Origin of the sequence: Clostridium sp. AF22-10 (genome assembly GCF_003478725.1) — a bacterium.
Lineage (GTDB): Bacteria > Bacillota > Clostridia > Lachnospirales > Lachnospiraceae > Otoolea > Otoolea fessa.
The window spans coordinates 18,604-43,222 of sequence record NZ_QUFZ01000007.1 but is presented as its reverse complement, the minus strand read 5'-3'; the positions used below and the strand labels follow the sequence as shown (position 1 = coordinate 43,222).

Genomic DNA, 24,619 nt, shown 5'->3' with positions numbered 1-24,619 from the left:
GCGTGGCTGCGTGCAGGGGAGCGGGAGGTTTTTTATTTGATGAAAAGTAAGAAAAGCAGGAAAAAATGGCTTCTAAGCCTTATGGCTGTGATGGGAATCTTTCTGGCGGGGGTCTATGCGGTTGCATGCGGCGGTGAAAAACAGGCAGAAAAATTGCGGGATCTGGAATTTGCCGTCATAGGTCCCGATGAGACGCCGCAGGAGCTGGCGCAGATCATAGAAGAAAAGAAGAACGATTCCTTCCGCCTGACTTACACAAGCGGAAATGACCTCTACATAGCTGCCGGGTACGGCAAGCAGGAGACCGGCGGCTACAGCATTACGGTTCCGGAGTTGTACCTGACGGACAATTCGATCGTCGTCAAGACCGAGTTAAAAGGACCGGAGAGAAGCGAGCCGACCGGGGAAGAGCCGTCGTATCCGTATATTGTGCTGCGGACGGAACTGCTGGAGGAACCAGTGGTATTCCAGTAGTTTCCTATGAAACAAAAAAACAGGAACCGGCGAGAGTATCATCCGGTTCCTGTCTTTATGCAGTTTCTGCAGAACGATTTCCGCAGGATTTCCTATATGAGTATAAGACTGGTTTCCTGATTACAGGGAAAGAGCCTCTTTTACCTTGGAAATGATGTGAAGTCCGATGTCTCTGGAAGCATCTACGGACTGAGCGCCGATGTGCGGGGAAACGATGAAGTTGTCGCACTCGAACAGCGGGCTTGCGAATGTATCATCACCTGTCAGACCGCTGCCAGCCAGCTCGTTCTCCATAACGTCTGCTGCGTAGCCGCCGATCTTGCCAGCTTTCAGAGCCTCGTACATATCTTTCTCGTTTACGATACCACCACGGCTCATGTTCAGAACAACTGCATCATCCTTCATCTCAGCGATGGACTTAGCGTTGAACAGATCCTTTGTCTCTGGTGTCAGCGGTACGTGGATAGATACGAAATCAGCTACCTTTAACATCTCGTCTACGGACATGCCAGTTGCATGCTCTTTCTCGAAATCTTCCGGTTTCAGGAATGGATCGTAAGCAACGACAGTCATACCAAATGCACGACCAAGTTCGCCGACTCTCTTACCGATACGACCGAAGCCCATAACACCCAGAGTCTTGCCGCGAAGCTCACGACCTTCGAATTTATATTTGTTCCACTCGTGTTTTACTTTTACATCGTAGTTAGCTGTGAAAGTACCACGGGAGATATCTAACATCTTGGAAATGGTCAGCTCTGCAACTGCGTTAGCGTTTAAGCCCGGTGCGTTGAAGATCTGGATTCCTTTGGATTTTGCATAGTCCATATCAATGTGGTTCAGACCAACGGAGCAAACGCCGATAACCTTCAGGTTCTTAGCAGCGTCGATGATCTCCTGATCGATCTTCGGATCTACACGCATGATCAGAACGTCTACGTCACCGATTTCAGCTAATAACTGATCCTTGGTGGACGGCAGATTCTCTGCAGTTTTAACTTCCATGTATTTGCTGAGTTCTTCAGCAATACCAGCGTATACTTTGTCAATGATAAGACACTTCATAGTTTAATTTCCTCCGCTCTTATTTTGTAAAATGTACCTATATGCAAGTATACCTAAAATCTGCTGTCCAGTCAAGTCATTTTGCCGTACCAAACAGAAACTCGTATTCGATTTTTTGTATAACACTTATAAGTAAATGCTGGATGAAAAGGGGTTTTTGTAGAAAATGCCGCGGGAGCGATTTATAAATTGTATTTTGAGATAGGGCAGACTATAATAAAGGTACGATGCAGTTCAAAGTCCGGTTCCGGACGGCATTCGATGATTCTGCCCGCAAAGAGGGCATCTGTGATTCACAGAAATATCCGGGTATTTATGAAATTTCATAATGCATTTTTTGTTTCAGGGGAAACTGCGTCCTATGAAACAAAAAAGCAGTCATATGATTTCGTGGTGCTGAATATAAGTATCATATCGGCATTTAGAAAACATGGCATCTTATATCTTGAATGATATTTGTGTGTGATGTGGTATTTTATGCCGATTTAAACTCAGCACAGAAAATTTCAGGTTACTGTTCATTTAATGCGAAGCCACGGCAAATTTCGTTACGGGGCACGTATGCGTGAACAATAACAATTTTAGAAAGGATGGAGAAGGTTGAGAGAGGAGTACGGAAATTTAGAACGTGCTTACGAAAGAATGCGGTTCGGCTGGCAGGAGACATTTGCCGGGGAATGGCAGAAAGGGAGAATGTATGGGGAAAAGAGAAGACAGAAGATATGGCTGGAGGCTGGCAGTGCTGACATTTGTGCTGCTGTGCCTGCAGGGCACCGGCGGACAGGCTTACGCACAGGAAGATAAGGCGGGAGAACGGCGGATCCGTTATTCTTCTTCCTATTTGAAAGAGGCTGAGATACCAGAAGCGCCGGAAGAATATCTGGAAGAGGGGGAAATAACCTATCGGCTTGTGGGGACAGAGATAGAGGCGGTGCCGGTGCGCGGCAGAACGCGGGAGGTTTCGGGGGAGATGGTCTATCCGTCCGTGACGCGGGAACAGGAGATCCCGGCGAGAGCGCCGATGGAGGTGGAGGATCGGGAGAGCCAGAAGACGGTATCGGTTATGCTGGATCTGAAAAGAACCTCTTATGAGAACGAACACTGGCAGGATGGATTTGAGATTTCGGTCGTATTTCACGAATACGGGGCGGATACATACCAGCTGGGTGGGGCTGTCGTGATGCATGATGAGAAAGTGCCGCCATTGGAGGCGTGCAGAGAAGAACTGCTTGCAAGTGTGGGGCTATCGGAGGATGATGTGCAGATTGAGTCCGCAAGCTGGGAGGGAGATGCCTATCAGGATGAGGCTGGCATCTGGTGCCGCAATGCGGCGGTACAGGCAAAACGCCGCGTATGGGACTGCCGGGCAGTGTACGGGGGAACGGTCAGACTTCCGGCATATGAGCGTTACCGGAGGCGGATGGAGTATGAAAAAGCGGAACTGGATGTGGAAGAGATGACAGAAATAGAAGCGGATCCAGGAACTCTGGTGGAAACAGAGACTGCGCCGGTGGAAAACCTCCCGCTTCCGTTCTGGAGACGGTGGATTCACTACGGACTGACGATCAGTATAAGTTTGCTGCTGCTTTTACTGGCATGGCTTGGATTTCGGCAGCTGCGGCGGATGGCGCGTAAAAAAAACGAACGGTAGGTTATGTGAGCGCAGTTGATAAAAGGAAAAAAGTGCCGTATACTAGAAAACTGGTAAGCTGGCGGTTATGGTTCGTGTAAAAAAAATTTGAAATCAGAGGCACGGCGTGAGGATATGCCGGCAGCCAGAATCGGGGATCAGACCAGAAAGAAGAGGGAAAACGGCGTGACAAGAGATGTTGTATTTAAAATGGAACGTCCGGGACTGGTAGAAGTCGGACAGACAGTAGAGGTGACGGAGTCGGTGACGCCGTTTAATGTCAATTATATGATTGAACCGGCGGTGGCGATGTCGGGGCTTTTTAAGCTGAATGACCGGATTCCCGCCGATCACGGCGTGGTAAAGGCGATCGAGGAAAATGACCGAGGTTACTATGTGACGGTTACGTTTGAGTATGAATAAAAGGACAGAAAGGGAAAAAGATGACAGGAAAAATACCGAACGATCCGATTATGTGCCTGAGTTTTGTGAACACACAGCTCAGAGATTTTTACCCGGATTTAGATGAATTATGCAGTGCGTTTGATACAGAACGGTCGGAGCTTGAGAAGAAGCTGCAGGCGGTGGGATATACCTATGACAGAGAAAAGAACCAGTTCCGCTAGGGCACGGTCAGGCTTTACGCTGGCAGAGCTGCTGATTGTGACAGGGATTGTGTCGATTCTCGTTGCAGTTTCGATCCCGATCATGTCCGGACAGGTACAGAAAGCGAAGGAAGTGCGGGCGAAAGCCGAGGCGAGGATTCTATGCATGGCGCTCTGGATGTATCTACATGATTTGGATGAACAGGACATTCATCCGGAAAGCTGGGAGCTGATGATGGAGCTGGGTGGTTCTTTCCGGGATCTGGGAGAAAATCCGCTGGAAAACTATCTGGATGGAGAGATTTCTGAGGATGTGTCTATCTACAGCGTGTATTACAGCGATACACTGGAAAGCTATGAGGGAATCTTGTGCGAGATAGGTGGAATCGAGGTGGAAGCGCTGATCAGCGGAAAGACGGAGATTGTGAATCCATAAAAAATAGAGAGGCAGGTTACTGTTCACAGGTAGGCACTTTTGGAACCGAAAGTGCCGTAAGAAAACGTGGTGGCAGCAGGAATTTGCCGTATTTAAATGCGAAGCCACGGCAAATTCCGATACTGGGCACGTATGCGTGAACAGTAACAGAGGCAGGATGTCTTACAAGGAAAGTCTTGTAAAACCCTGCTTCTTTCTATATAATGAGACAGTAAAGCTGTCTGTCTGGAAATGAAAATAGCAGGATAAAAACCAGACGATTTCGGACAGATACAAGAGAAAAGAGAGGTATCAGTATGTTTCGCGCGATAAAGATAGTAGGAACGATCGTCAGTTTCCTTGTTGGTTCCATCGGCACATTGCACCGTATGGATAAACAGGGACAGGTAGATCCGGTCGCAGTGGAGGAAGAAAGCACCCAGATGGTGCGTAATATTTTTGAAAAACTGCTCAAAATGGCAGGTGTGACGGTAGAGGTGCGCGGATATGAAAATATTCCGCAGGATCGCCCGGTGCTCTATGTGGGAAACCACCGGAGCTATTTTGATATCCTGGTTGGCTATACGACGGTTCCGGGACTGATGGGATTTGTGGCAAAGAAAGAGATGGAGAAGATTCCGCTCTTGTCAAAATGGATGCTCAATGTCAACTGTCTGTTTTTAGATCGGAATAATATAAAAGAAGGTTTAAAAACGATTCTGGCGGGGATCGAGAAGGTGCGCCGCGGCGTTTCTGTCTGGATTTTTCCGGAGGGAACCCGCAATAAAAATGAACAGCTTTCAGATCTGCTTCCATTTAAAGAGGGAAGCTTGAAGATTGCAGAGAAATCTGGCTGTCCGGTTGTTCCAGTGGCGATCAAGGGAACAGCGGAGGTCTTTGAGAAGCATATTCCGCTTATTTGTCCGAGCCATGTCGTGATTGAGTTCGGCGAGCCGTTCATCGTGAAAGAGCTGGATCCGGAGAACCGGAAGTTTGTCGGCGCATATACGAGAGAAAAGATCGCAGGGATGCTTTCAGAGATGGAAAAGGAGAACAACTAAGAGATGGATTTGCTGGAGATAAGAGGGCGTCTGGACCAGATTGACACCCAGATAGAAAAGTTATTTGAGGAGAGAATGCGCCTTTGCAGCGAGGTGGCAGAGTATAAGATCGCGACCGGAAAGGCGGTTTACGATGCCGAGCGTGAGAAACAGAAGATCGAGTCAGTTCAGGCGATGGCGGAGGGCGAGTTCAACAAGCAGGCGGTTGCCGAGCTGTTTTTGCAGATGATGACGCTGAGCCGCCGGTATCAGTATCAGACGATCGCAGGGCGCGTCGGCGGTCCGGATCTGGGTTTCCATAAGGTGGAGAAGCTTGAAACAGCCGGAAAACGCGTGGTGTTCCAGGGATTAGAGGGTGCTTACGGTCATGCGGCGGCGCTGCAGTTCTTTGGAAAAGACGCGGATATCCATCATGTACGCCGGTTCGAGGATATGATGGTGGAGATTCAGGAGGGAAAAGCTGATTTTGCGGTGCTTCCGATTGAAAATTCTTCCGCCGGTGCCGTGACGGACAACTATGATCTGCTTTTAAAATACGACAATGTGATTGTGGCGGAGACATTTCTGCCGGTACACCACTACCTGCTTGGCACACCGGATGCGGAACTTTCCGATGTGAAGCGTGTTTATGCACATCCGCAGGCGCTGATGCAGAGCAGCGATTTCTTAAACCAGCACGACTGGCAGCAGCTAAGCATGGAAAATAATGCTGTGGCGGCACAGAAGGTACGCGATGAGAAGGATCCGTTACAGGCGGCAGTCGCAGGTGAGGTAGCAGGAGAGATTTACGGACTCAAAAAGCTGGCAGGTCCGATCAACAATTGTCCGGACAACACGACCCGTTTCCTGATTCTGGCGAGGGATCGCGTCTATCAGGCGGGCGCAGAGAAAATCAGCCTCTGCTTCGAGCTGCCGCACCGCAGCGGTACGCTGTACAGCATGCTCGGCAATTTTATTTTCAATGATGTCAATATGCGGATGATCGAGTCCCGCCCGATCCCGGAGGAGAGTTGGCAGTACCGCTTCTTCGTGGACATCGAGGGAAACCTGGAGGATGCCGGTGTGCAGAATGCACTGTACGGAATCATGCGCGAAGCGAAAAATGTAAAAATATTAGGAAATTACTAGACTCTTTAGCTTAGGACAAGATGAAATGGGTTACTGTCCGCGGGAGGCATTTTTGGAACCGAAAGTGCCGCAAAAGAATGTGATGGTAACCGGAAAGGCAAAATGATGGAAGAAAGAAGAAAAAATACGATGATTTTATACCGCAACCTGCGGTATCAGCAGTTATTTGACGATATGTGCAGCCTCTTAAAACCAGAGGAAGGCGAGGCACGCCCGGATGCATATGCATGCGCGAGTCAGCTCATCGATCTGGCAGTGACCTATGGATTCCGCGGAAACCTGTGGCATTGTTTCCTGGCGTTCTGCATGACAAACAATGAAAATGCCTACAGCACATCCTGTGAGATCATCGGACCGGTCGGCGGCAGCTTGAGCGAGCTTGCACGCCACGATTTTGCACAGGTCAGAGAGCTTTTTTCCCTGGATATTGCCCGTCTGGACGAGACTGAGAACGGCATCTGGTCGGAGATGAAGCATTACGAAAATGCGCTGGAAAACAGCAAGGCGTTCAACCACCGCATCCGCGACCGGATCGTTGAATTATCGGTTTCCCTGGAGAATGCGGAGAGTGATCAGGAATTTCAGGATATCGTGACCGAATTTTATAAAGAATTTGGTGTCGGCAAGTTTGGTCTTAACAAAGCATTCCATATTATCATGGATGACGAGGCAAAGCAGGTCGATATCGAGCCGATCACGCGCGTGGAACATATCGAGCTGAGCGATCTGGTCGGCTATGAGCTGCAGAAAGCCAAGCTGATTGAGAATACCGAGGCATTTATCGAGGGGCGCGCGGCAAACAACTGCCTGCTTTTCGGTGACAGCGGTACCGGTAAATCATCCAGTATCAAGGCGATCTTAAATCAGTATTATGACCGCGGACTCCGCATGATCGAGGTGTACAAGCACCAGTTTCGCGGACTGTCAGATGTCCTGGAGCAGATCAAAGACCGCAACTACAAATTTATCATTTATATGGACGATCTTTCCTTTGAGGAATATGAGCTGGAATATAAATATCTGAAAGCAATCATAGAGGGTGGTCTCGGCATTAAGCCGCAGAATGTCCTGATCTATGCGACATCGAACCGTCGTCACTTAATCCGCGAGAAATTCAGCGATAAGCGCGAGCTGGACGACGATCTGCACTCCAACGATACGGTGCAGGAAAAACTGTCCCTGGTTGCGCGTTTTGGCGTCACGATCTACTACGGCTCACCGGACAAGAAAGAGTTCCAGAACATCGTCCGCGTATTGGCAGATAAATACCACATCCATATGCCGGAGGCAGATCTGCTTCTGGAAGCCAACAAGTGGGAGTTAAGCCACGGCGGGCTGTCCGGACGTACTGCCACCCAGTTTATTGCAAACTTACGCAGCAAGCTGAAAGGAGAGATCAAGTAATATGACCGTTAAAACCTTTGCCGCTATTGATGTGGGTTCCTTCGAACTGGAGCTGGGAATTTTCGAGATTTCTGCTTCCGCCGGAATCCGCGAGATTGATCATGTGCGCCATGCGCTGGCGCTTGGCAAAGACACGTACAATGACGGACGTTTGAGCCACGAGATCGTGGAGGAAATGTGCGAGGTCCTGAATAAGTTCCGGGAAGTGATGAAAACATACCGGGTATCGGATTACCGGGCCTTTGCGAGCAGCGCGCTTCGGGAGGCGCGGAACAGCCAGATGGTACTGGACCGGATTCTGGTGCGTACCGGACTCCGGGTTCGCACGATGAACAACTCGGAGCTTCGTTTTAAGAGTTATAAAGCCGTTGCAGCCAGGGAGGAAGAATTCCAGCACACCGTGAAAAACGGTGCGGCGCTGATGGATGTCGGATTCGGAAGCACCCAGATCTCCCTCTTTGATGAGGAGGTACTGGTATCGACGCAGAACCTTCTGCTCGGCGTGCTGCGCTTAAGCGAAATGTCAGCACACTGGCGCGTCGATTACCGGAAGATCCCGGCGATCATCGACGAGCTGGTAGAAAATGAATTATACACATTCCGGAAGATATTTTTAAAAGAGCATCAGATCGAGACGCTGATTGCGACCGGCGAGACAATGAACTATATGATCAGCCGAGGCATGCATGAAAAAGGCGGGGCGCGGTTCACGGCAAAGGAATTTGGCGTGTTCTGCGAGAAGCTGATTGGAATGTCCTCGGAGGAGATTCAGGAGCGCTATGAGCTGCCGCAGGATTACGCAGAAGTGCTGATTCCAAGTGCGATTCTCTACCGGAAAATATTAGACATGACGGGTGCTTCCTATATCTGGGCACCGGGGACGACACTCTGCGATGGTATCGCGGCAGAGTACGCACAGGAAAACCGTCTGGTCCGCTTCCATCATGATTTTGAGGCAGATATTCTCTCAACGGCGCGCCAGATGGCGAAGCGCTACCGCTGCCACGGCGCACATGTGCGCGAGGTAGAGCGGTCGGCGGAGATGATCTTTGATGCAACGAAAAAATACCATGGTCTGGGAGCGCGGGAACGCCTGCTTTTAAAGATCGCAGCGACCCTGCATGACTGCGGCAAGTTTGTCAGCATCACGCGCGGTTCGGAAAGCTCGTACCAGATCATCATGGATACGGAGATCATCGGAATTTCCCATCTGGAGCGCGAGGTTGTAGCTAATATCGTGCGCTACAACATTCAGGAATATGCCTACGATGAGGTCATCCTGGAGTCGGATCTGTCCCAGTATGCGGGGCTTGGAACCTCCCGGAGAGAGCTGACGATCCTGATTGCGAAGCTGACGGCAATTTTGCGTCTGGCCAATTCGATGGACCGCAGCCACCGCCAGAAGCTGAGCGACAGCCGCATCGCTGTGCGGAACGGCAGTCTGGTGATTACGACGGACTGTCCGGAGAGTATCGTGCTGGAGCAGTATTCATTTGACCAGAAGGCAGATTTCTTTGAGGAAGTCTTTGGAATACGGCCTGTACTCAGGCAGAAAAGAGGGGTATAAGGATGTCGGATGCAGTGTTGAAATACGGAGAACCTGAAAATTATGTAAACCGTGAACTGAGCTGGCTGGAATTTAACTACCGGATTCTGGGTGAGGCGCGCGATAAGACGACCCCGCTGTTTGAACGCCTGAAATTTTTAAGCATCACGCGTCGAACCTGGATGAGTTTTTCATGGTCCGCGTGGCATCCCTCAAGGACATGGTTCACGCCAATTATACGAAGCGGGATATTGCGGGTATGACGGCACAGGAACAGCTGGATGCGATTGATGGAAAAACGCATGAGCTGGTCGAGAATCAGTACCGGACCTACAACCGGATGCTCCTGCCGCTCTTAAAACAGCACGGTCTGCGCGTGGTCACCGAGCATGAGAAGCTTACGAAGGAAGAAGCGGTGTACGTTGATCGGTATTTTGAGGAATCGGTCTACCCGGTCCTCACGCCGATGGCGGTTGATTCCTCTCGCCCGTTCCCGCTTATTCACAATAAATCGTTAAATATCGCCGCGCTGGTTCGCAAGAAAAAGGGAGACGGCGAGCTGGAATTTGCGATGGTCTGCGTGCCGGGTGGGCTTCCACGCGTGGTGGAGCTGCCGTGCCAGGAGGGCAAATCGATCATTTATCTGGAAGAAGTCATCGAGCGGAACATCGACAAATTGTTCTTAAATTATGATATTATCAGCTGTCATCCGTTCCGTGTCATGCGAAATGCCGATCTGAGCATCGACGAGGATGAGGCGGAGGATCTGCTCAAGGAGATCGAGCAGAAGCTCAAGAAACGCCAGTGGGGCGAGGTCATCCGCCTGGATATCGAGAAAAAGGCGGACAAGCGCCTCTTAGACATCCTCAAAAAGGAGCTGCACGTCGGCGGGCACGCGATCTATGAGATTGACGGACCGCTTGATCTGACCGTTCTCATGAAGGTGTTCGGTCTGCCGGGCTTTGACGAATTTAAGACACCGCCGTACACGCCGCAGCCGGTTCCGGCGCTGATGAATGAGGATGATATTTTTGCTAATATCCGCAAAGGCGATATATTGCTGACCCACCCGTTTGAGACCTTTGAGCCGGTCGTCAATTTTATCAAGAAAGCTGCCCGCGACCCGGAGGTGCTGGCGATCAAGCAGACACTCTACCGTGTCAGCGGTAACTCCCCGATTATCGCGGCGCTCGCCGAAGCGGCGGACAATGGAAAACAGGTGTCGGTTCTGGTTGAGCTGAAAGCCCGTTTTGACGAGGAAAACAATATTCTCTGGGCGAAGATGCTGGAAAAAGCCGCTGCCACGTTATCTACGGTCTGCTGGGGCTGAAAACACACAGTAAGATCACGCTGGTGGTGCGCCGCGAGGAAGAGGGCATCCGCCGCTACGTCCATCTGGGAACTGGAAATTACAACGATTCGACGGCAAAACTCTACACCGACTGCGGTCTTTTAACCTGTGATCCGCTGATCGGTGAGGATGCGACTGCAGTCTTTAACATGCTGTCGGGTTATTCGGAGCCGCTTGGCTGGAACAAGCTGTCGCTGGCGCCGCTGTGGCTGCGCGGACGTTTTCTGCGCCTGATCCAGCGGGAAACGCGCAACGCCCGCGAAGGTATTCCAGCGCGGATCGTGGCAAAGATGAACTCCCTGTGCGACCGTGAGATCATTGCGAGTCTTTACGAGGCGTCCAATGCGGGGGTAAAAATACAGCTCATCGTTCGCGGCATCTGCTGTCTGCGCGCCGGGATTCCGGGATTAAGCGAGAATATAACGGTCTGCTCGATCGTTGGAAATTTCCTTGAGCACAGCCGTATTTTCTACTTCGAGAACGACGGTGAACCGCAGATTTTCATGGGAAGTGCCGACTGGATGCCGCGAAACCTCGACCGTCGTGTGGAGATTCTCTTCCCGGTTGAGGATGAGAAGCTGAAAGCACGCATCTGTCACATCTTAGAGGTACAGCTTGCCGACAATGTCAAGGCGCAGTACCTGAGACCGGACGGAACCTACGCTAAACGCAACCGCCGTGGCAAAGAGCCGGTCTGCGCGCAGGATACCTTCTGTGCGGAGGCAGTGCAGGCGGCGAAGGAAGCTGGAAAAAAGCAGGACCCGGCGGCGATGAGGGTGTTTATTCCGCTGGAACAATAAAGAAATTGCAGTTCGCAGATAGGCAAAATTCTCCAAAAATGTAATAAATTTTTAAAGCATAAATCCTCCCCATATGGTAAACTGGAAACAGGTATATTCGTCTGGTGTTTCGCATAGAGATACCGGGAACCTGCATTACATATGAGGGAGGTTTTTTTATGTCTGAAATACACGTTCTGGTGGTGGATGATGAGAAAGAGATTGCCGATCTGGTGGAGATTTATCTGGTCAGTGATGGTTATAAAGTATATAAAGCATCCAATGCGTTAGAGGGATTGGAGATTCTGGAGAAGGAGACGATTCATCTGGTGCTTCTCGATATCATGATGCCGGGGATGGATGGTCTGGAGATGTGCCGCAAGATCCGGGAGACGAACAATATCCCGATCATCATGCTGAGCGCGCGCTCAGCGGATCTGGATAAGATTCTGGGACTGGGAACCGGCGCGGATGATTACGTGACGAAACCATTTAACCCGCTGGAGCTGACGGCGCGCGTCAAATCACAGCTTCGCCGCTATACGCAGTTAAATCCGCAGAGCGGTGCAGGAAATCAGGTTAAAAATGAGATCTCGATCAAAGGACTCACGATCAACAAAGATAATCATAAAGTGATGGTGTACGGCGAGGAGATCAAGCTGACGCCGATCGAATTTGACATTCTGTATCTGCTGGCATCCAATCCGGGGCGGGTCTTCAGCACCGATGAAATCTTTGAGAAGGTGTGGAATGAGAAAGTCTACGAGGCAAATAACACGGTTATGGTACATATCAGACGGCTTCGCGGCAAGATGAAGGAGGACACCCGACAGAACAAGATCATTACAACGGTCTGGGGGGTAGGATACAAAATTGAAAAATAAAAAAGATATGAGTCGCCGATTCCGGACACGGATGGTCATGAACATCGTTTACAGCACCGTGGTGGCATGCCTGGTGGAGGTGTTTCTGATTGCCAATGTTTCGATGATCAGCAGCTATCTGCGGGAGACGCGGTACCGGGATTCTTTTTTCCTGCGCCTGACGGAGACAGAGACACTGATGGCATTTGTCTATCTTCTGTCGGGCATCGCGATCTTCTCAGTCACTTTTTTTGCCCTCCAGGAGCGGTCCATGCGCTATATCAGCCGGATCTCGTCCGCGATTCAGAATATTTCCGAGGGCGATTTGAATACGACGATCGAGGTGCGGGGCGATGACGAGTTTACGGCGATGGCGGTTAATTTAAATAAGATGGTCGGGGATATCCGGAATCTGATGGACAAGGAGCGCGAGGCGGAGCGCACGAAGAACGAGCTGATTACCAATGTGGCACACGATCTGCGGACACCGCTGACCTCGATCATCGGCTATCTTGAACTTCTGTCCGGCAAGGTGGAGATTCCTGCAGAAATGCAGAAAAAATATATTGATATTGCCTATGCAAAATCGAAACGTCTGGAAAAACTGATCGAAGATTTGTTTGGTTTTACCAAAATGAATTATGGAAAAGTGGCAATGCACGTGTCGAAGGTGGACATCGTCAAACTGCTCAGCCAGCTGTTGGAGGAATTTTATCCGAGCTTCAAGGACAAAAACCTCTCCTACGAGCTGCAGAGCAATGTCCCGGGCAAGGTTATCACGGCAGACGGAAATCTTCTGGCGCGCCTCTTTGACAACCTGATCAATAACGCGATCAAATACGGTGCAGACGGAAAACGGGTGCTGGTGCAGATTCATGCGGAGGAAGAGGTCGTGACTGTCTCGGTGACGAACTACGGTTACGTGATTCCGGCGGACGAGCTGCCTCTTTTATTTAATAAATTCTACCGCGTGGAACAGTCGCGATCGACCAACACGGGCGGCACAGGGTTAGGTCTGGCGATCGCCAAAAATATCGTCGATATGCACGGCGGCACGATTCAGGTGACGAGCGATCTGAATGGAACGGTGTTTACGGTGCGCCTGCGGACGAATTTTGACATCAACAGGGAAAATTTCCAGATGCCGTAAAGGCGAGTGTGGGAAAGAATCTAATAGACATTTTAATGGATTTTTGGTTACTGTTCATAGGTAGGCACTTTTGGAACCGAAAGTGCCGTAAGAAAACATGGTGGCAGCAGGAATTTGCCGTATTTAATGCGAAGCCACGGCAAATTCCGTTACTGGGCACGTATGCGTGAACAGTTACAGATAGGGAGAGAAAGGATGCAGAAAAAGAGGGGAATACAGTTCTTTTTTGCGATATTGATCGGATGGATGGCACTATTCTGCCTTCCTGCAGGGTACGCATATGCCTCACAGAAGGAAGCAGATGCGCCGCTGTCGATGGATGTTTCCTATGGATTTGACAATACGGCAAAGAGTGACCGTTACCTTCGGGTAACGGTCCTTCTGAATAATGATACAGCGCCGTTTGAGGGAACGCTGGAGTTTCTGACCGCGCAGTCCAGTCTGGAGGCGTACCAGTATTCCTATCCGTTATCATTGGCAGCGGGGGAGAAGTTTGAACAAGAATATTATATCCCGCTGGGTGTGCGGGCGGATCAGATGTTTGTATCGGTACAGGATGTAAACGGGGAAACGGTCATCCGGAAACGTCTGAAACTTGGTTCTGAGGAGGACGTTGCGGAGAGTTATATCGGAATTTTGACGGATACGCCGGAGGCACTTTCTTATTTAGACGGCGCGGGCATCCGATATGGGACGCTTCGGACGCGGGCGGTTTTTCTGGATGCCGAGCAGGCACCGGATGACCGGCTGGGTTACGATCCGCTGGATCTGGTAATTGTGTCTGGATTTGACCTGGATTCGCTCAGCGATGTCCAGTATGAGGCGCTGCGGCGCTGGGTGGAAGACGGCGGTACGATCCTCTTTGGCGGCGGTGTGGATTGTGCGAGAAATTATGGCAGGTTTGCAGAGAAGGTGCTGGAGCCGCCGTATCTGGATGCGGTAACCGTTCCGGTCAGTCTGGGCGGGGAGACGGCACCGGGCGAGCAGACGGGGGAGATCCAGGCAGAATGCGTCGATGTGAACCTGAAGAACGGCAGCACTCTGCTGGCGGGGGAAGTGTTCCCGCTGTTATCCCATACGAACTGCAAACAGGGGCGGATCGTGGCAGCTGCCTTTTCGATGGATGCGATCAGCGATTTGTGTCTGACCAATCCATCCTCATTTGAAAAGCTGTATACGCTGGTGCTGGGAAGTGATACCGTGGACGAGCTGGCACAGGAGGATTATTACGGTTATTCGGGCTCGTATTTCAGCGTACAGGGGCTGGTCAACACCGGCAATGCGGGGCGGCTTCCGAAGGTTGCGGCATATACGGTGATCGTGGTGGTCTATCTGCTTTTGATCGGTCCGGGCATCTATTTCTACTTAAAAAAGCGAGGGATTTACCGGTATTATCTGCCGGCGGTGACACTGGGGGCGTTTTTGTTTACCGGCATTATTTATGCGCTGGGCGTAAAGACACGCTTCCGGGAGCCGTTTGTGACGTATGCGTCGATTCTGGATACCTCGGGAGAAGAGGCGGAAGAAGCCACTTATATGAACATCCGAAGCCCTTATAACAAGCCGTATTCGGTGAGCTTAAAGCCGGGCTATGAGGTGCGCCCGATGACGCGCAGTTACTATTACGATGCGGTTTCGGCGGTGCGCTTTACCGGTGAGGAAGAGTATCATACAAATTTTGTTTATCAGCCGGAACGGGTCGAAATTAAAATGCGGGATACGGTCGCATTTTCACCGAATCTGTTTACCCTGCGTCGTGAGCTGGAGAAAACGGACGCGATGGGCGTTCAGGGAAATATTTCCTATTTTGACGGCGTGGTGTCGGGAACGGTAAAAAACTGTTTTGAGGAACCGCTGGAGAATGCGGCTCTGCTCATCAATGGGAAAGCGGTGCTGCTGGGAAGATTAGAGCCTGGGCAGACGGTTTCTCTGGATGGAAAGGAGAGCTGCGATTATCCGGTCAGCTATTCGTATGCGGCAGCACAGATGGTGACCGGAGCGGATCAGTATGAGAAAGCGGAGATTGAGGATCCGGACTATTTAAAGGCGCAGGAGCGGACGAGACTTTTGAGCTTTTATCTGGATTCCGGCGCGGGGCGCAATCCGTCTGAGGCGTGCCTGGTGGCATTTTCAACCCGGAAGCTCCAGGGAGAGGAAGATTTTCTGGCGGATACGAGGACACTTCGGGAAGGATTTTGCATGGTGACCGAGTCAATCCCGCTGAACCGTGAAAAAGACGGAAAACTTTACCGTTCGGCGCTTGAGGAAGATCCAACGGTGCTTGCCGGAAATTATGAGGCGGCGTACAACACAATGTATAGCGGGGAAACAGCGGAGGCTGCGACGGTCGAATATTCGCTGGGAAGTGACCTTGTCATTGAAAAGCTTACGTTTGAGACTCTGTCACCGCGATTTTCGGAAAATCCGCTCTATCCGTATATGTCATCCTTCTCCGGAAGCATGTATTTCTATAACTATGAGACCGGGCGCAATGACCGGATTGAGCTGAAATCAGAGTATTCGGCAAAGGAGCTTTCGCCGTACCTGTCTCCGTCGAACACATTGACCGTCAAATATGTGCCGGAACAGACGGGAGAGTATGGCTGGGAAAGCCAGCTTCCAAGAATCTATGTCGTAGGGAGGAGAGAGTGATGCTGACGATTAAAAACCTCAGAAAACGATATGGCAATTTTCAAGCGCTGGATGGGCTGAATCTGGAGGTCGCGGACGGGGAACTCTTTGGATTCGTGGGTCCCAATGGGGCAGGCAAGACGACGACGCTCAAGATTCTTGCGGGACTTCTCGTTCCCGATGAGGGCGAGGTGGAGATCGGCGGACTGGATGTTTACTCAGACGGAAAAGAACTCCGGCGGCGGATCGGCTATGTGCCGGATTTCTTCGGAGTATATGATAACCTGAAAGTATCGGAATATATGGAATTTTTTGCATCCTGCTACGGAATTACGGGGCTGCAGGCGCGGACGCGCTGCCATACGCTTCTGGAACAGGTGCGGCTGGAAGATAAAGAGGACTTTTTCGTGGACGGGCTTTCGAGAGGTATGAAGCAGAGCCTCTGTCTGGCGCGGGCGCTCATCCACGATCCGGATCTTCTGATCCTGGATGAACCGGCTTCCGGGCTGGATCCGCGCACCCGGGTGGAGTATACGGCGATTCTGAAAGAACTGCGCGATCAGGGAAAAACGCTGCTCGTCAGCTCCCATATTTTATCGGAATTGTCAGAGCTTTGTACCTCGATCGGCATCATTGAGCAGGGAAGAACGATCCTGCAGGGCAGCATGGATCAGATTTTTGCGCGGATCAACTCGTCCAATCCGCTTCTGATTTCGATTTTCAGCCAGAAAGAAAAGGCACTTGCGATCCTGAAAAGCCATCCTTGCGTGCAGACGATCGCGGTGCAGGGGGATGAGATCAAGCTGGGCTTTTTGGGGGATCGGCAGGATGAGGCGCTGCTTTTGCAGCAGCTTATCGATGCGGATGTGATGGTCAGCAGCTTTATGCGCGAGAAGGGAAGCCTGGAATCACTGTTTATGCAGATCACAGGACATGAAGAAGAGAGGGCGGTGCTGAAACATGAGATGGAATCCGGTATTTAGGAGGGAAATGACAGTCGGAAGCCGCAGCATCCGCATGATGGCGATTCTGTTTGTTTTTAACAGTATTCTGGCGGCGGTGGCGCTGTTTAATATGTATTCGGTGGCGGAACAGGTCAGGACGACGGCGGAGATCCAGTATTCGCAGTTTCTGGATCTCTACACGTTCGTCTCCTCGATCGAATTTATTATGCTGCTTTTTATCATGCCGGCGCTGACTGCCAGCAGTATCAGCGGCGAGCGGGAACGCCAGACGCTGGAACTGATGCTGACGACCACGATGGAGCCGCGTGACATGGTGCTTGGAAAACTGGCGTCCTCGCTGGTGACGATGCTGGTGCTGGCGGTCTCGGCGCTTCCGGTACAGGCGCTCGTATTTGTCTACGGGGGCGTTACGCTGCAGGACATCGGGATGCTGTTCCTGTGCCACGGCGTTGTGGCAATTTTAACGGGTAGTATCGGGATCTTTTATTCATCGGTGCTGCGCCGCTCGACGGTATCGACCGTCTGCTCCTATGTGACGGTGGTGGCGCTGACGGCGGGAACGATGGCAGTCAATCTGTTTGCATACCGGATGGCGCTCCGGGCGGCAAATTCGTATGCATCTAATCTCAATGCATCGGAAATGGCAAGTTCTGGCATTTTACGCTATCTCTTTCTTTTCAATCCGGCTGTCTCGTTTTATAATGTAATTAACGGACAGGCGGGAAGCGGCGACATGAGAAAATGGTTCGAGCCACTGTTTGGCGTATTTCCAGACAATGCGATCACAGCACACTGGACGGCGTGCAGCCTGATTTTGCAGTGTATGCTGGCGATGGTGCTGATCGCGGCAGCAGTCTGGGCGATCACGCCGGGAAAATGGAATCGGCATGGGAAAAATAAAGGAAATGATAACCGATAGATAGAAAAAGCAGAAAAACAGAGAAACTATGAATTTGGAGAAGGAGGCAGTGAGTATGGGAATTATCAGAGCAGCGGCACACGCGGTCGGCGGCGGGCTGGCAGATCAGTGGCTGGAAGTGATTGAACCGGAAAATATGGGGGAACAGACCGTATTTTCAGCGGGTGTGCAGACACGCCGCGGGGAGAACCGGAAGAGAACACCGGAAACGGTGTCCAATGGTTCTGTGATCCATGTGTACCCGAATCAGTTTATGATGCTGGTGGACGGCGGTAAGGTCGTTGATTATACAGCGGAAGAGGGTTATTATACAGTGCAGAATTCATCCCTGCCGTCTCTGTTTAACGGACAGTTCGGCGATGCACTGAAAGAATCCTTCAACCGTGTGCGTTATGGCGGACAGACGCCGTATGCACAGAAGGTCTACTATATAAATCTCCAGGAGATCAAGGGAATCAAGTTCGGTACACGGACGCCGATCAACTATTTTGATTTATTCTATAATTCCGAGCTGTTTCTGCGCGCACATGGAACTTACTCCATCAAGATTACGGATCCACTGAAATTTTATGCGGAGGCTATTCCGAAAAATCAGGATCAGGTGGAGATTGATTCCATCAATGAGCAGTATTTAGCGGAGTTTCTGGAAGCGCTGCAGACCTCGATCAACCAGATGTCGGCGGATGGCGTGCGGATTTCCTTTGTAGCCTCCAAAGGCAGGGAACTGGGACGCTATATGGCGGAGACGCTGGATGAGGAGTGGAACCGTCTGCGTGGCATGGAGATCCAGTCAGTCGGTATCGCCAGCATTTCCTATGATGAAGAATCGCAGAAACTCATCAATATGCGGAATCAGGGCGCGATGCTCGGCGACCCGTCGGTGCGCGAGGGGTATGTGCAGGGCGCGATGGCACGCGGCTTTGAGGCAGCCGGTTCCAACGGAAGCGGTGCGATGGCAGGCTTCATGGGAATGGGCGCCGGCATGAACTTCGGCGGCGGATTTATGGGCGCCGCATCGGCGTCCAACCTGCAGCAGATGCAGATGCAGCAGGCGGCGCGGCAGGGATATGCGGCACCGCAGGGCGGCTATGCGCCGGGGCAGGCGAATGGAGCGCCGCAGGGTGGTTATGCACAGCAGCCGGGAGCACCACAGGGCGGCTATGCACAACCGGCAGGACAGAACGCAGCGCCGCAGGGCAGTGCGGCAGCTCCGGCAGAATCCTGGACTTGTGAGTGCGGCAATGTCAACCACGGAAAGTTCTGCTCCGAGTGCGGCAAGCCAAGACCAGCCGGTCCGTGGACCTGCAGCTGCGGAACGGTCAATACAGGTAAGTTTTGTTCCGAATGCGGAAAACCGAGGTCATAGGGCGTATGGAGATACAATCATATAAGTGTCCAAACTGCGGCGGCGGACTGGTGTTTGATCCGAAGACGCAGAAATTTAAATGTGAATACTGCCTCTCAGCGTTTACGGAAGAGACGTTGAAAGAGATGGAAGAGGTAGCCAGAAAGTCAGAGGAAGCTTCGAAGCCGGGTGGAATGCCGGAAGCGGAAAAGATAGAGAGCCAGAAGCAGGCGGAGTCTAAGATGGTTCTCTATACCTGCCCGAGCTGCGGCGCGGAGATTGTGGCACAGGAGACGACAGCATCCACGTACTGCTGTTACTGTCACAATCCGGTGGTTCTTTCGGGAAGTCTGGACGGTAAATACCGCCCGGACGGTCTGATTCCGTTTGAGATCGACAAGAAAAAGGCAAAAGAAATCTTTAAAAACTGGATTCAGAAGAAAAAGTATGTGCCGGATGATTTCTACTCGCCGCGTCAGATGGAGTATCTGGAAGGAATTTATTATCCATATTGGATGTATAGCTGCCAGGTATCCGGTGAGATGCAGGCGGAGGCGCTGCGGAAACGCGTGACGGTGGCGGGGGAGATCGAGTATATCGAGACGAGCCGTTACCATCTGGAGAAAAAGGCGGAGCTTCCCATCAAGGATGTGGCGCGCAACGCGTTAAAGCAGGCGGACCGCAGCCTTGCCGAGACCGTGCTTCCGTTTGATATGAAGAAGCTGCGCCCGTTTCAGGCAGGCTATTTTCTGGGATTTAGGGCGGAGCGGCGCGACCGGGAAAAGGAAGAATTTGCACAGGAGATTGAGCAGGAGATCAAGCAGTATACGAGAGAATCCCTGCAAAATAGCGTCTCTGGCTACGATCATGTGGATATCCGGAACCACCGGGAGACCATCACGGGGGAAAAATGGAACTATGCCATGCTTCCGGTGTGGATGATGACCTACCCGGATCCGAAGAACGGGCAGATGTACTATTTTGCGATGAATGGGGAAAATGGAAAGGTCTGCGGCGTCCTGCCGGTTGATTCGAAAAAACTGGTGCGCCTGTTTTTGACGATTTTCATTCCTGTGTTTGTACTTTTGCTGCTGGGAGGATACCTGATATGATAGAGAATCAAAATGCGGGAGTCACACAGAAAAAGAAGAAATATGGACGGCTGAAAGGTTTTATATGCTTCTCCGTTGCAGCATTTATTTCATTTTCACAGGTCAGCCCTATATGGGCGGCGGAAGGCACGCGCGTCTTCGACGAGGCGGGACTGTTCAGCGCGGAAGAAGTGCAGGAGCTGGAGACACGGATCGATGAGGTGCGTGATTCACAGGATGCCGATCTGGCGGTACTGACAGTCGAGGACGCACAGGGAGAATCGGCGGAAAGCTATGCCGATGATTTTTACGACAGCCACGGACTGGGCGTCGGGGACGATGCGAGTGGTATTCTGCTTTCGATCGATATGGACAACCGGGAGATATACGTTTCTACCACCGGGTATGCGATGAAAGTGCTGACGGATGCGCGGGTAGAGAAGGTGCTGGATGCGGCATATGACAGCGTGGCGGATGGAAACTATGCGGAAGGCGCGCTGGGGGCGATCGACAGCATCGAAAATTATCTGGAGATGGGCGTTCCGGCGGGACAGTATATGCAGGTGCGCGAGGAGAAAAAACATTCCCTGGAATGGTATGAGGTGCTGTTTGCGGCGGTTGCGGCTGCAATCGTGGCGGCACTCCCGTGCTTTTCGGTGATGCGCCAGTATAAGATGCAGAAAGAACACCGCCAGTCGCTGGGTTTCCATATGGCATACCGGGCGGACAGTGCGCTGCATTTTGTCCAAAATGAGGAGCAGTTTGTAAACCGGTCGGTAGTGACCAGACGGATTCCGAAAAATCCGGGTCCGGGCGCTTCGGGCGGTTCGGCTGGAAGGACGACCATACATCAGGGCAGCAGCGGAAGGATGCACGGCGGCGGAGGCAGAAAGTTTTAATTGATACAATTTCGTGTGGAAGGCGGATGAATGATATATGACAATCCTGATGACAGGCTTATGTGAGAAAGGTGCAGACCAGATTTGGAAACAGTGTAACGATGCGATGTACGCCCAGGGAGTTACCTGGCTGGAAGAGGCGGCGTATGCGGGCGATGCGGAAGCATGGTTCTTTTTAGGACACTGTTACAGCTGGGGGGACGGGGCTGTCGGGTTCAATGAGAAAAAAGCGTATGAGTGTTACCTGCGGGGGGCTTCGGCGGGAAGTGCCCGGGCAGTGTTAGGAGCGCTGCGCGCCGGTCAGTATGACGAACAGATGAAGCAGTCGGCACGTTATTCCATCGAGGAAAGTTACCGTCAGGTGCGGGATGCCGCTGAGATGGGCGATGTCTATGCCGCGTGGCAGATGGGCGAGGCAGTTGAGTGGGAAGATCTGGCCGATTATATGCCGCAGACTGAGAGCGCCCGTGAGCAGTGCCTCTTCTGGTACGAACGTGCGGCGGACGGCGGCATTATCCCGGCGATGGTTAAGATGGGAAAATGCTGCCAGAATGGTACATACCGGGAAAAAGATGAAAAAGAGGCACTTCGCTGGGCGAACCAGTGCGCCGCCAGCGGGGAGGTCTGGGGACTCTTCCAGATGGGGGAACATTACCGCCAGGAAGAAGACTGGGAAGCTGCATTCCAATATGACTATGCGGCGGCAAAGCAGGGGTCTTCCCGCGCCATGCTGTATCTGGGGCAGATGTACTTAAACGGACAGGGCACAGAGCGCGATATCCAGGCGGCCGTCCAGGCGCTGGAAGGAGCCGCGGCGCGGAACGAGGCGGAGAGCTTTGAAGAACTTGGAAATCTGTTCTATCAGGATGAGCTGGTGGAGCGCGATGATGAAAAAGCGTTTTACTGGTATGGAAAAGCATATGCGGCAGGCATCAAAGAGGCGGCGCTTCCGTTAGCCCGCCTGTATCTGCGCCCGTCCGATGAGCAGGACACTGTCCGGGCAGAAAAACTTCTGCGGGAGGCAGCTGGGATCGAGACGGACGGACAGGCAAGTCTGGCGCTTGGAAATATCTATCGGGATGGTCTGAACGGCGAGATTGATATGAAGCAGGCAGTTTCCTGGTACGAAAAAGGCGCTTCGCAGGGAAATCCAGAGTGCATGGAGATTCTTGGATGCCTGTATTTCCAGGGCGAAGAGGGAGTAGACCGCGATTATGCAAAAGCATTTGAGTGGCTGAACCGGTGCGAGGAAGCCGGAAGCCTGCAGTCTGCATCCAAGTTAGGCTATCTCTATATGAAGGGAGAAGGCTGCACCGCCGATGAAAATAAGGCGAAGGAGCTTTTTGAGCGGGCGGCACAGACGGAATGTGACGGATATGCACTCTATGAGCTTGGATTTATCTACGAACGGAAAAATGAATCCCCGGAAGATCTCGAGCGGGCGGCACAGTGCTACCAGAAGGCGATCGAGATGGGAAATGAGAGTGCTTCACGGCGGTTTTCCCATTTTAAGAAGGGATTGTTTGGGCGCTGGAAGATCACGTATTAAGGGGGAATTTTTCTTGCGCTGTGCCATAAAGTATGATAGAATTTTTAACTAAAGTGAGCAGGGGGTCCCGTAACTTTGCGGGAGAACTGCAAAACCACACAGAACACTTACATGGCAGAAAGTTTGACTCCGGCATCCTTTGCAAAGATGGGGACGATGGGGAAAGATAAAAAGAGAGGATGAAAATCATGGCAATCAATTACAGCAGTACCCGTGGCGGTGAAAACAACGTAACGGCTTCGATGGCGATCTTAAAGGGACTGGCAGCAGACGGCGGCCTGTTCATGCCGGATCATATCCCGGTGTTAGATTGCAGCCTGGAAGAATTATCCCATAAAACATATCAGGAAGTAGCTTATGCAGTTATGAAGCAGTTTCTGACTGATTTCACAGAGGAAGAGCTGAAAACCTGTATCGAGCGCGCTTACGACAGTAAGTTTGATACGGAAGAGATTGCGCCGCTTGTCAAAGCAGACGGAGCATATTATCTGGAGCTGTTCCACGGAAGCACGATTGCCTTCAAGGATATGGCGCTCTCGATCCTGCCGCATCTGATGACCGTATCGGCGAAGAAGAACCATGCGGAGAATACGATCGTGATCCTGACCGCAACCTCCGGCGATACCGGAAAAGCAGCGATGGCTGGTTTTGCAGACGTTGAGGGAACCAGAATTATCGTATTTTACCCGAAGGACGGCGTCAGCCGTGTGCAGGAGCTGCAGATGCTGACCCAGAAGGGCGCGAACACAAGCGTTGTCGGTATTTCCGGAAACTTTGATGATGCACAGAGCGGTGTCAAGAAAATCTTTGGTGACAAAGAATTTGCCAAAGAATTAGCAGGCAGAGGCTATCAGCTCTCTTCCGCAAACTCCATCAACATCGGTCGTCTCGTACCACAGGTTGTGTACTATGTATATGCGTATGCAAAGTTGCTTGAAAACGGCGAGATCGAGAACGGTGAGAAGATCAATGTAACCGTTCCGACCGGAAACTTCGGCAATATCTTAGCTGCTTATTTTGCAAAACAGATGGGTGTGCCGATCGACAAGCTGATCTGCGCGTCCAATGACAATAAAGTTCTGTACGACTTCTTTAAGACAGGCGTATATGACAAGAACCGTCCATTCATCCTGACCTCTTCCCCGTCGATGGATATTCTGATTTCCAGCAACCTGGAACGTCTGATTTATCTCTCCACCGGCTGCGATGCGGAGGAGACCAAGAAACGCATGGAAGAGCTTTCGAAAGATGGCAAATATTCGGTTACCGACGAGATGCGTGCGCGCATGGCAGATTTTGTCGGCGGTTATGCTGATCAGGCGGCAAATGCAGCCGAGATCAAGCGTCTCTATGATGAGACCGGTTATATGATCGATACGCATACCGGCGTTGCATCCTGCGTATACCATAACTATGTGAAGGAGACAGGCGATACCAAGAAGACAGTTATCGCATCGACGGCAAGCCCATATAAATTCTCCCGCAGCGTCATGGAGGCAATCTTCGGCAGCGAAGAAGGCAAGGGCGAGTTCGAGCTTATCGACGAGATGGAGAAAGCATCCGGCGTGAAGATCCCGCAGGCGATCGAGGAGATCCGCAAGGCAGAGATCCGTCACAACCGCCAGTGCAAGCCGGAGGAGATGGAGAAGACCGTTTCGGAGATTTTACAGTAAAAGTTACAAAATATTAAAATAATTGCCTGTTATTTTTTTGACAGGCTAGGCAAATACTGAATTATGGTATATAATA

20 protein-coding genes and 1 pseudogene are annotated in these 24,619 nt (G+C 51.4%); 20 read left to right on the top strand and 1 reads right to left on the bottom strand.

Features of this window, described 5'->3' with window-relative positions:
* Nucleotides 1–39 precede the first annotated feature (39 nt).
* Entirely contained in the window at nucleotides 40–474 is a 435-nt protein-coding gene (locus DWX91_RS06695; protein ID WP_118472610.1) for a protease complex subunit PrcB family protein, read from the top strand.
* A 120-nt stretch (nucleotides 475–594) separates the two neighbouring features.
* Here the strand turns inward: DWX91_RS06695 and DWX91_RS06690 are convergent, their stop codons facing one another.
* Complete coding sequence (locus tag DWX91_RS06690) at nucleotides 595–1,539, bottom strand: D-2-hydroxyacid dehydrogenase (RefSeq protein ID WP_022360306.1); 945 nt, start codon at nucleotides 1,537–1,539, stop codon at nucleotides 595–597.
* 697 nt (nucleotides 1,540–2,236) lie between these two features.
* On the opposite strand from DWX91_RS06690, the gene DWX91_RS06685 reads away from it, so the two are divergent.
* The 19 genes and pseudogenes from DWX91_RS06685 to thrC all read left to right on the top strand — a co-directional run bounded on the left by DWX91_RS06685 (nucleotide 2,237) and on the right by thrC (nucleotide 24,543).
* Entirely contained in the window at nucleotides 2,237–3,190 is a 954-nt protein-coding gene (locus tag DWX91_RS06685) for a hypothetical protein (protein WP_118538557.1), read from the top strand.
* A 114-nt stretch (nucleotides 3,191–3,304) separates the two neighbouring features.
* On the top strand, nucleotides 3,305–3,592 hold the full coding sequence (locus DWX91_RS06680) for a hypothetical protein (RefSeq protein ID WP_243098996.1): 288 nt from the start codon (nucleotides 3,305–3,307) through the stop codon (nucleotides 3,590–3,592).
* Nucleotides 3,593–3,612: 20 nt separating this feature from the next.
* Nucleotides 3,613–3,795 carry a DUF4250 domain-containing protein gene (locus tag DWX91_RS06675; protein ID WP_118538555.1) on the top strand — a complete coding sequence of 61 codons (183 nt, stop codon included), beginning with the start codon at nucleotides 3,613–3,615 and terminating at the stop codon, nucleotides 3,793–3,795.
* Nucleotides 3,767–4,210: a type II secretion system protein gene (locus tag DWX91_RS06670; protein WP_182435062.1), complete on the top strand. Its 444-nt coding sequence runs from the start codon at nucleotides 3,767–3,769 to the stop codon at nucleotides 4,208–4,210. Before DWX91_RS06675 ends, DWX91_RS06670 begins: the two co-directional genes overlap by 29 nt.
* A 296-nt stretch (nucleotides 4,211–4,506) precedes the next feature.
* Nucleotides 4,507–5,250, top strand: coding sequence for a lysophospholipid acyltransferase family protein (locus DWX91_RS06665; RefSeq protein WP_118538551.1), 744 nt, complete (start codon nucleotides 4,507–4,509; stop codon nucleotides 5,248–5,250).
* 3 nt (nucleotides 5,251–5,253) lie between these two features.
* The gene (locus DWX91_RS06660) at nucleotides 5,254–6,378 is read left to right on the top strand and encodes a bifunctional chorismate mutase/prephenate dehydratase (RefSeq protein ID WP_118538549.1); all 1,125 of its coding nucleotides are present in this window, start codon (nucleotides 5,254–5,256) and stop codon (nucleotides 6,376–6,378) included.
* Between the two features lie 105 nt (nucleotides 6,379–6,483).
* On the top strand, nucleotides 6,484–7,782 hold the full coding sequence (locus DWX91_RS06655) for an ATP-binding protein (RefSeq protein ID WP_412693851.1): 1,299 nt from the start codon (nucleotides 6,484–6,486) through the stop codon (nucleotides 7,780–7,782).
* Nucleotide 7,783: 1 nt separating this feature from the next.
* Nucleotides 7,784–9,349: an HD domain-containing protein gene (locus tag DWX91_RS06650; protein WP_118538547.1), complete on the top strand. Its 1,566-nt coding sequence runs from the start codon at nucleotides 7,784–7,786 to the stop codon at nucleotides 9,347–9,349.
* 2 nt (nucleotides 9,350–9,351) lie between these two features.
* A pseudogene (locus DWX91_RS06645) lies at nucleotides 9,352–11,479 on the top strand (RNA degradosome polyphosphate kinase).
* Nucleotides 11,480–11,637: 158 nt separating this feature from the next.
* Nucleotides 11,638–12,342 carry a response regulator transcription factor gene (locus DWX91_RS06640; RefSeq protein ID WP_118492379.1) on the top strand — a complete coding sequence of 235 codons (705 nt, stop codon included), beginning with the start codon at nucleotides 11,638–11,640 and terminating at the stop codon, nucleotides 12,340–12,342.
* Nucleotides 12,332–13,471, top strand: coding sequence for a HAMP domain-containing sensor histidine kinase (locus DWX91_RS06635; protein ID WP_333490916.1), 1,140 nt, complete (start codon nucleotides 12,332–12,334; stop codon nucleotides 13,469–13,471). The genes DWX91_RS06640 and DWX91_RS06635 overlap by 11 nt, the downstream gene beginning before the upstream one ends.
* A gap of 195 nt (nucleotides 13,472–13,666) precedes the next feature.
* Complete coding sequence (locus DWX91_RS06630; protein WP_118538545.1) at nucleotides 13,667–16,123, top strand: hypothetical protein; 2,457 nt, start codon at nucleotides 13,667–13,669, stop codon at nucleotides 16,121–16,123.
* The gene (locus DWX91_RS06625; protein ID WP_118538543.1) at nucleotides 16,123–17,085 is read left to right on the top strand and encodes an ABC transporter ATP-binding protein; all 963 of its coding nucleotides are present in this window, start codon (nucleotides 16,123–16,125) and stop codon (nucleotides 17,083–17,085) included. Before DWX91_RS06630 ends, DWX91_RS06625 begins: the two co-directional genes overlap by 1 nt.
* Complete coding sequence (locus tag DWX91_RS06620) at nucleotides 17,063–17,986, top strand: ABC transporter permease (RefSeq protein WP_118538541.1); 924 nt, start codon at nucleotides 17,063–17,065, stop codon at nucleotides 17,984–17,986. The genes DWX91_RS06625 and DWX91_RS06620 overlap by 23 nt, the downstream gene beginning before the upstream one ends.
* 55 nt (nucleotides 17,987–18,041) lie before the next feature.
* Nucleotides 18,042–19,352, top strand: a complete 1,311-nt coding sequence (locus DWX91_RS06615; RefSeq protein WP_118481937.1) for an SPFH domain-containing protein — start codon at nucleotides 18,042–18,044, stop codon at nucleotides 19,350–19,352.
* Nucleotides 19,353–19,357: 5 nt separating this feature from the next.
* The gene (locus tag DWX91_RS06610; protein WP_118538539.1) at nucleotides 19,358–20,443 is read left to right on the top strand and encodes a TFIIB-type zinc ribbon-containing protein; all 1,086 of its coding nucleotides are present in this window, start codon (nucleotides 19,358–19,360) and stop codon (nucleotides 20,441–20,443) included.
* A complete protein-coding gene (locus tag DWX91_RS06605) occupies nucleotides 20,440–21,321 on the top strand; it encodes a TPM domain-containing protein (protein WP_118538537.1) in 882 nt (293 codons plus the stop codon). The genes DWX91_RS06610 and DWX91_RS06605 overlap by 4 nt, the downstream gene beginning before the upstream one ends.
* A gap of 37 nt (nucleotides 21,322–21,358) precedes the next feature.
* Nucleotides 21,359–22,870, top strand: a complete 1,512-nt coding sequence (locus DWX91_RS06600; RefSeq protein WP_022360287.1) for a tetratricopeptide repeat protein — start codon at nucleotides 21,359–21,361, stop codon at nucleotides 22,868–22,870.
* 188 nt (nucleotides 22,871–23,058) lie between these two features.
* A complete protein-coding gene (thrC, locus tag DWX91_RS06595; RefSeq protein WP_118472626.1) occupies nucleotides 23,059–24,543 on the top strand; it encodes a threonine synthase in 1,485 nt (494 codons plus the stop codon).
* Nucleotides 24,544–24,619 lie beyond the last annotated feature (76 nt).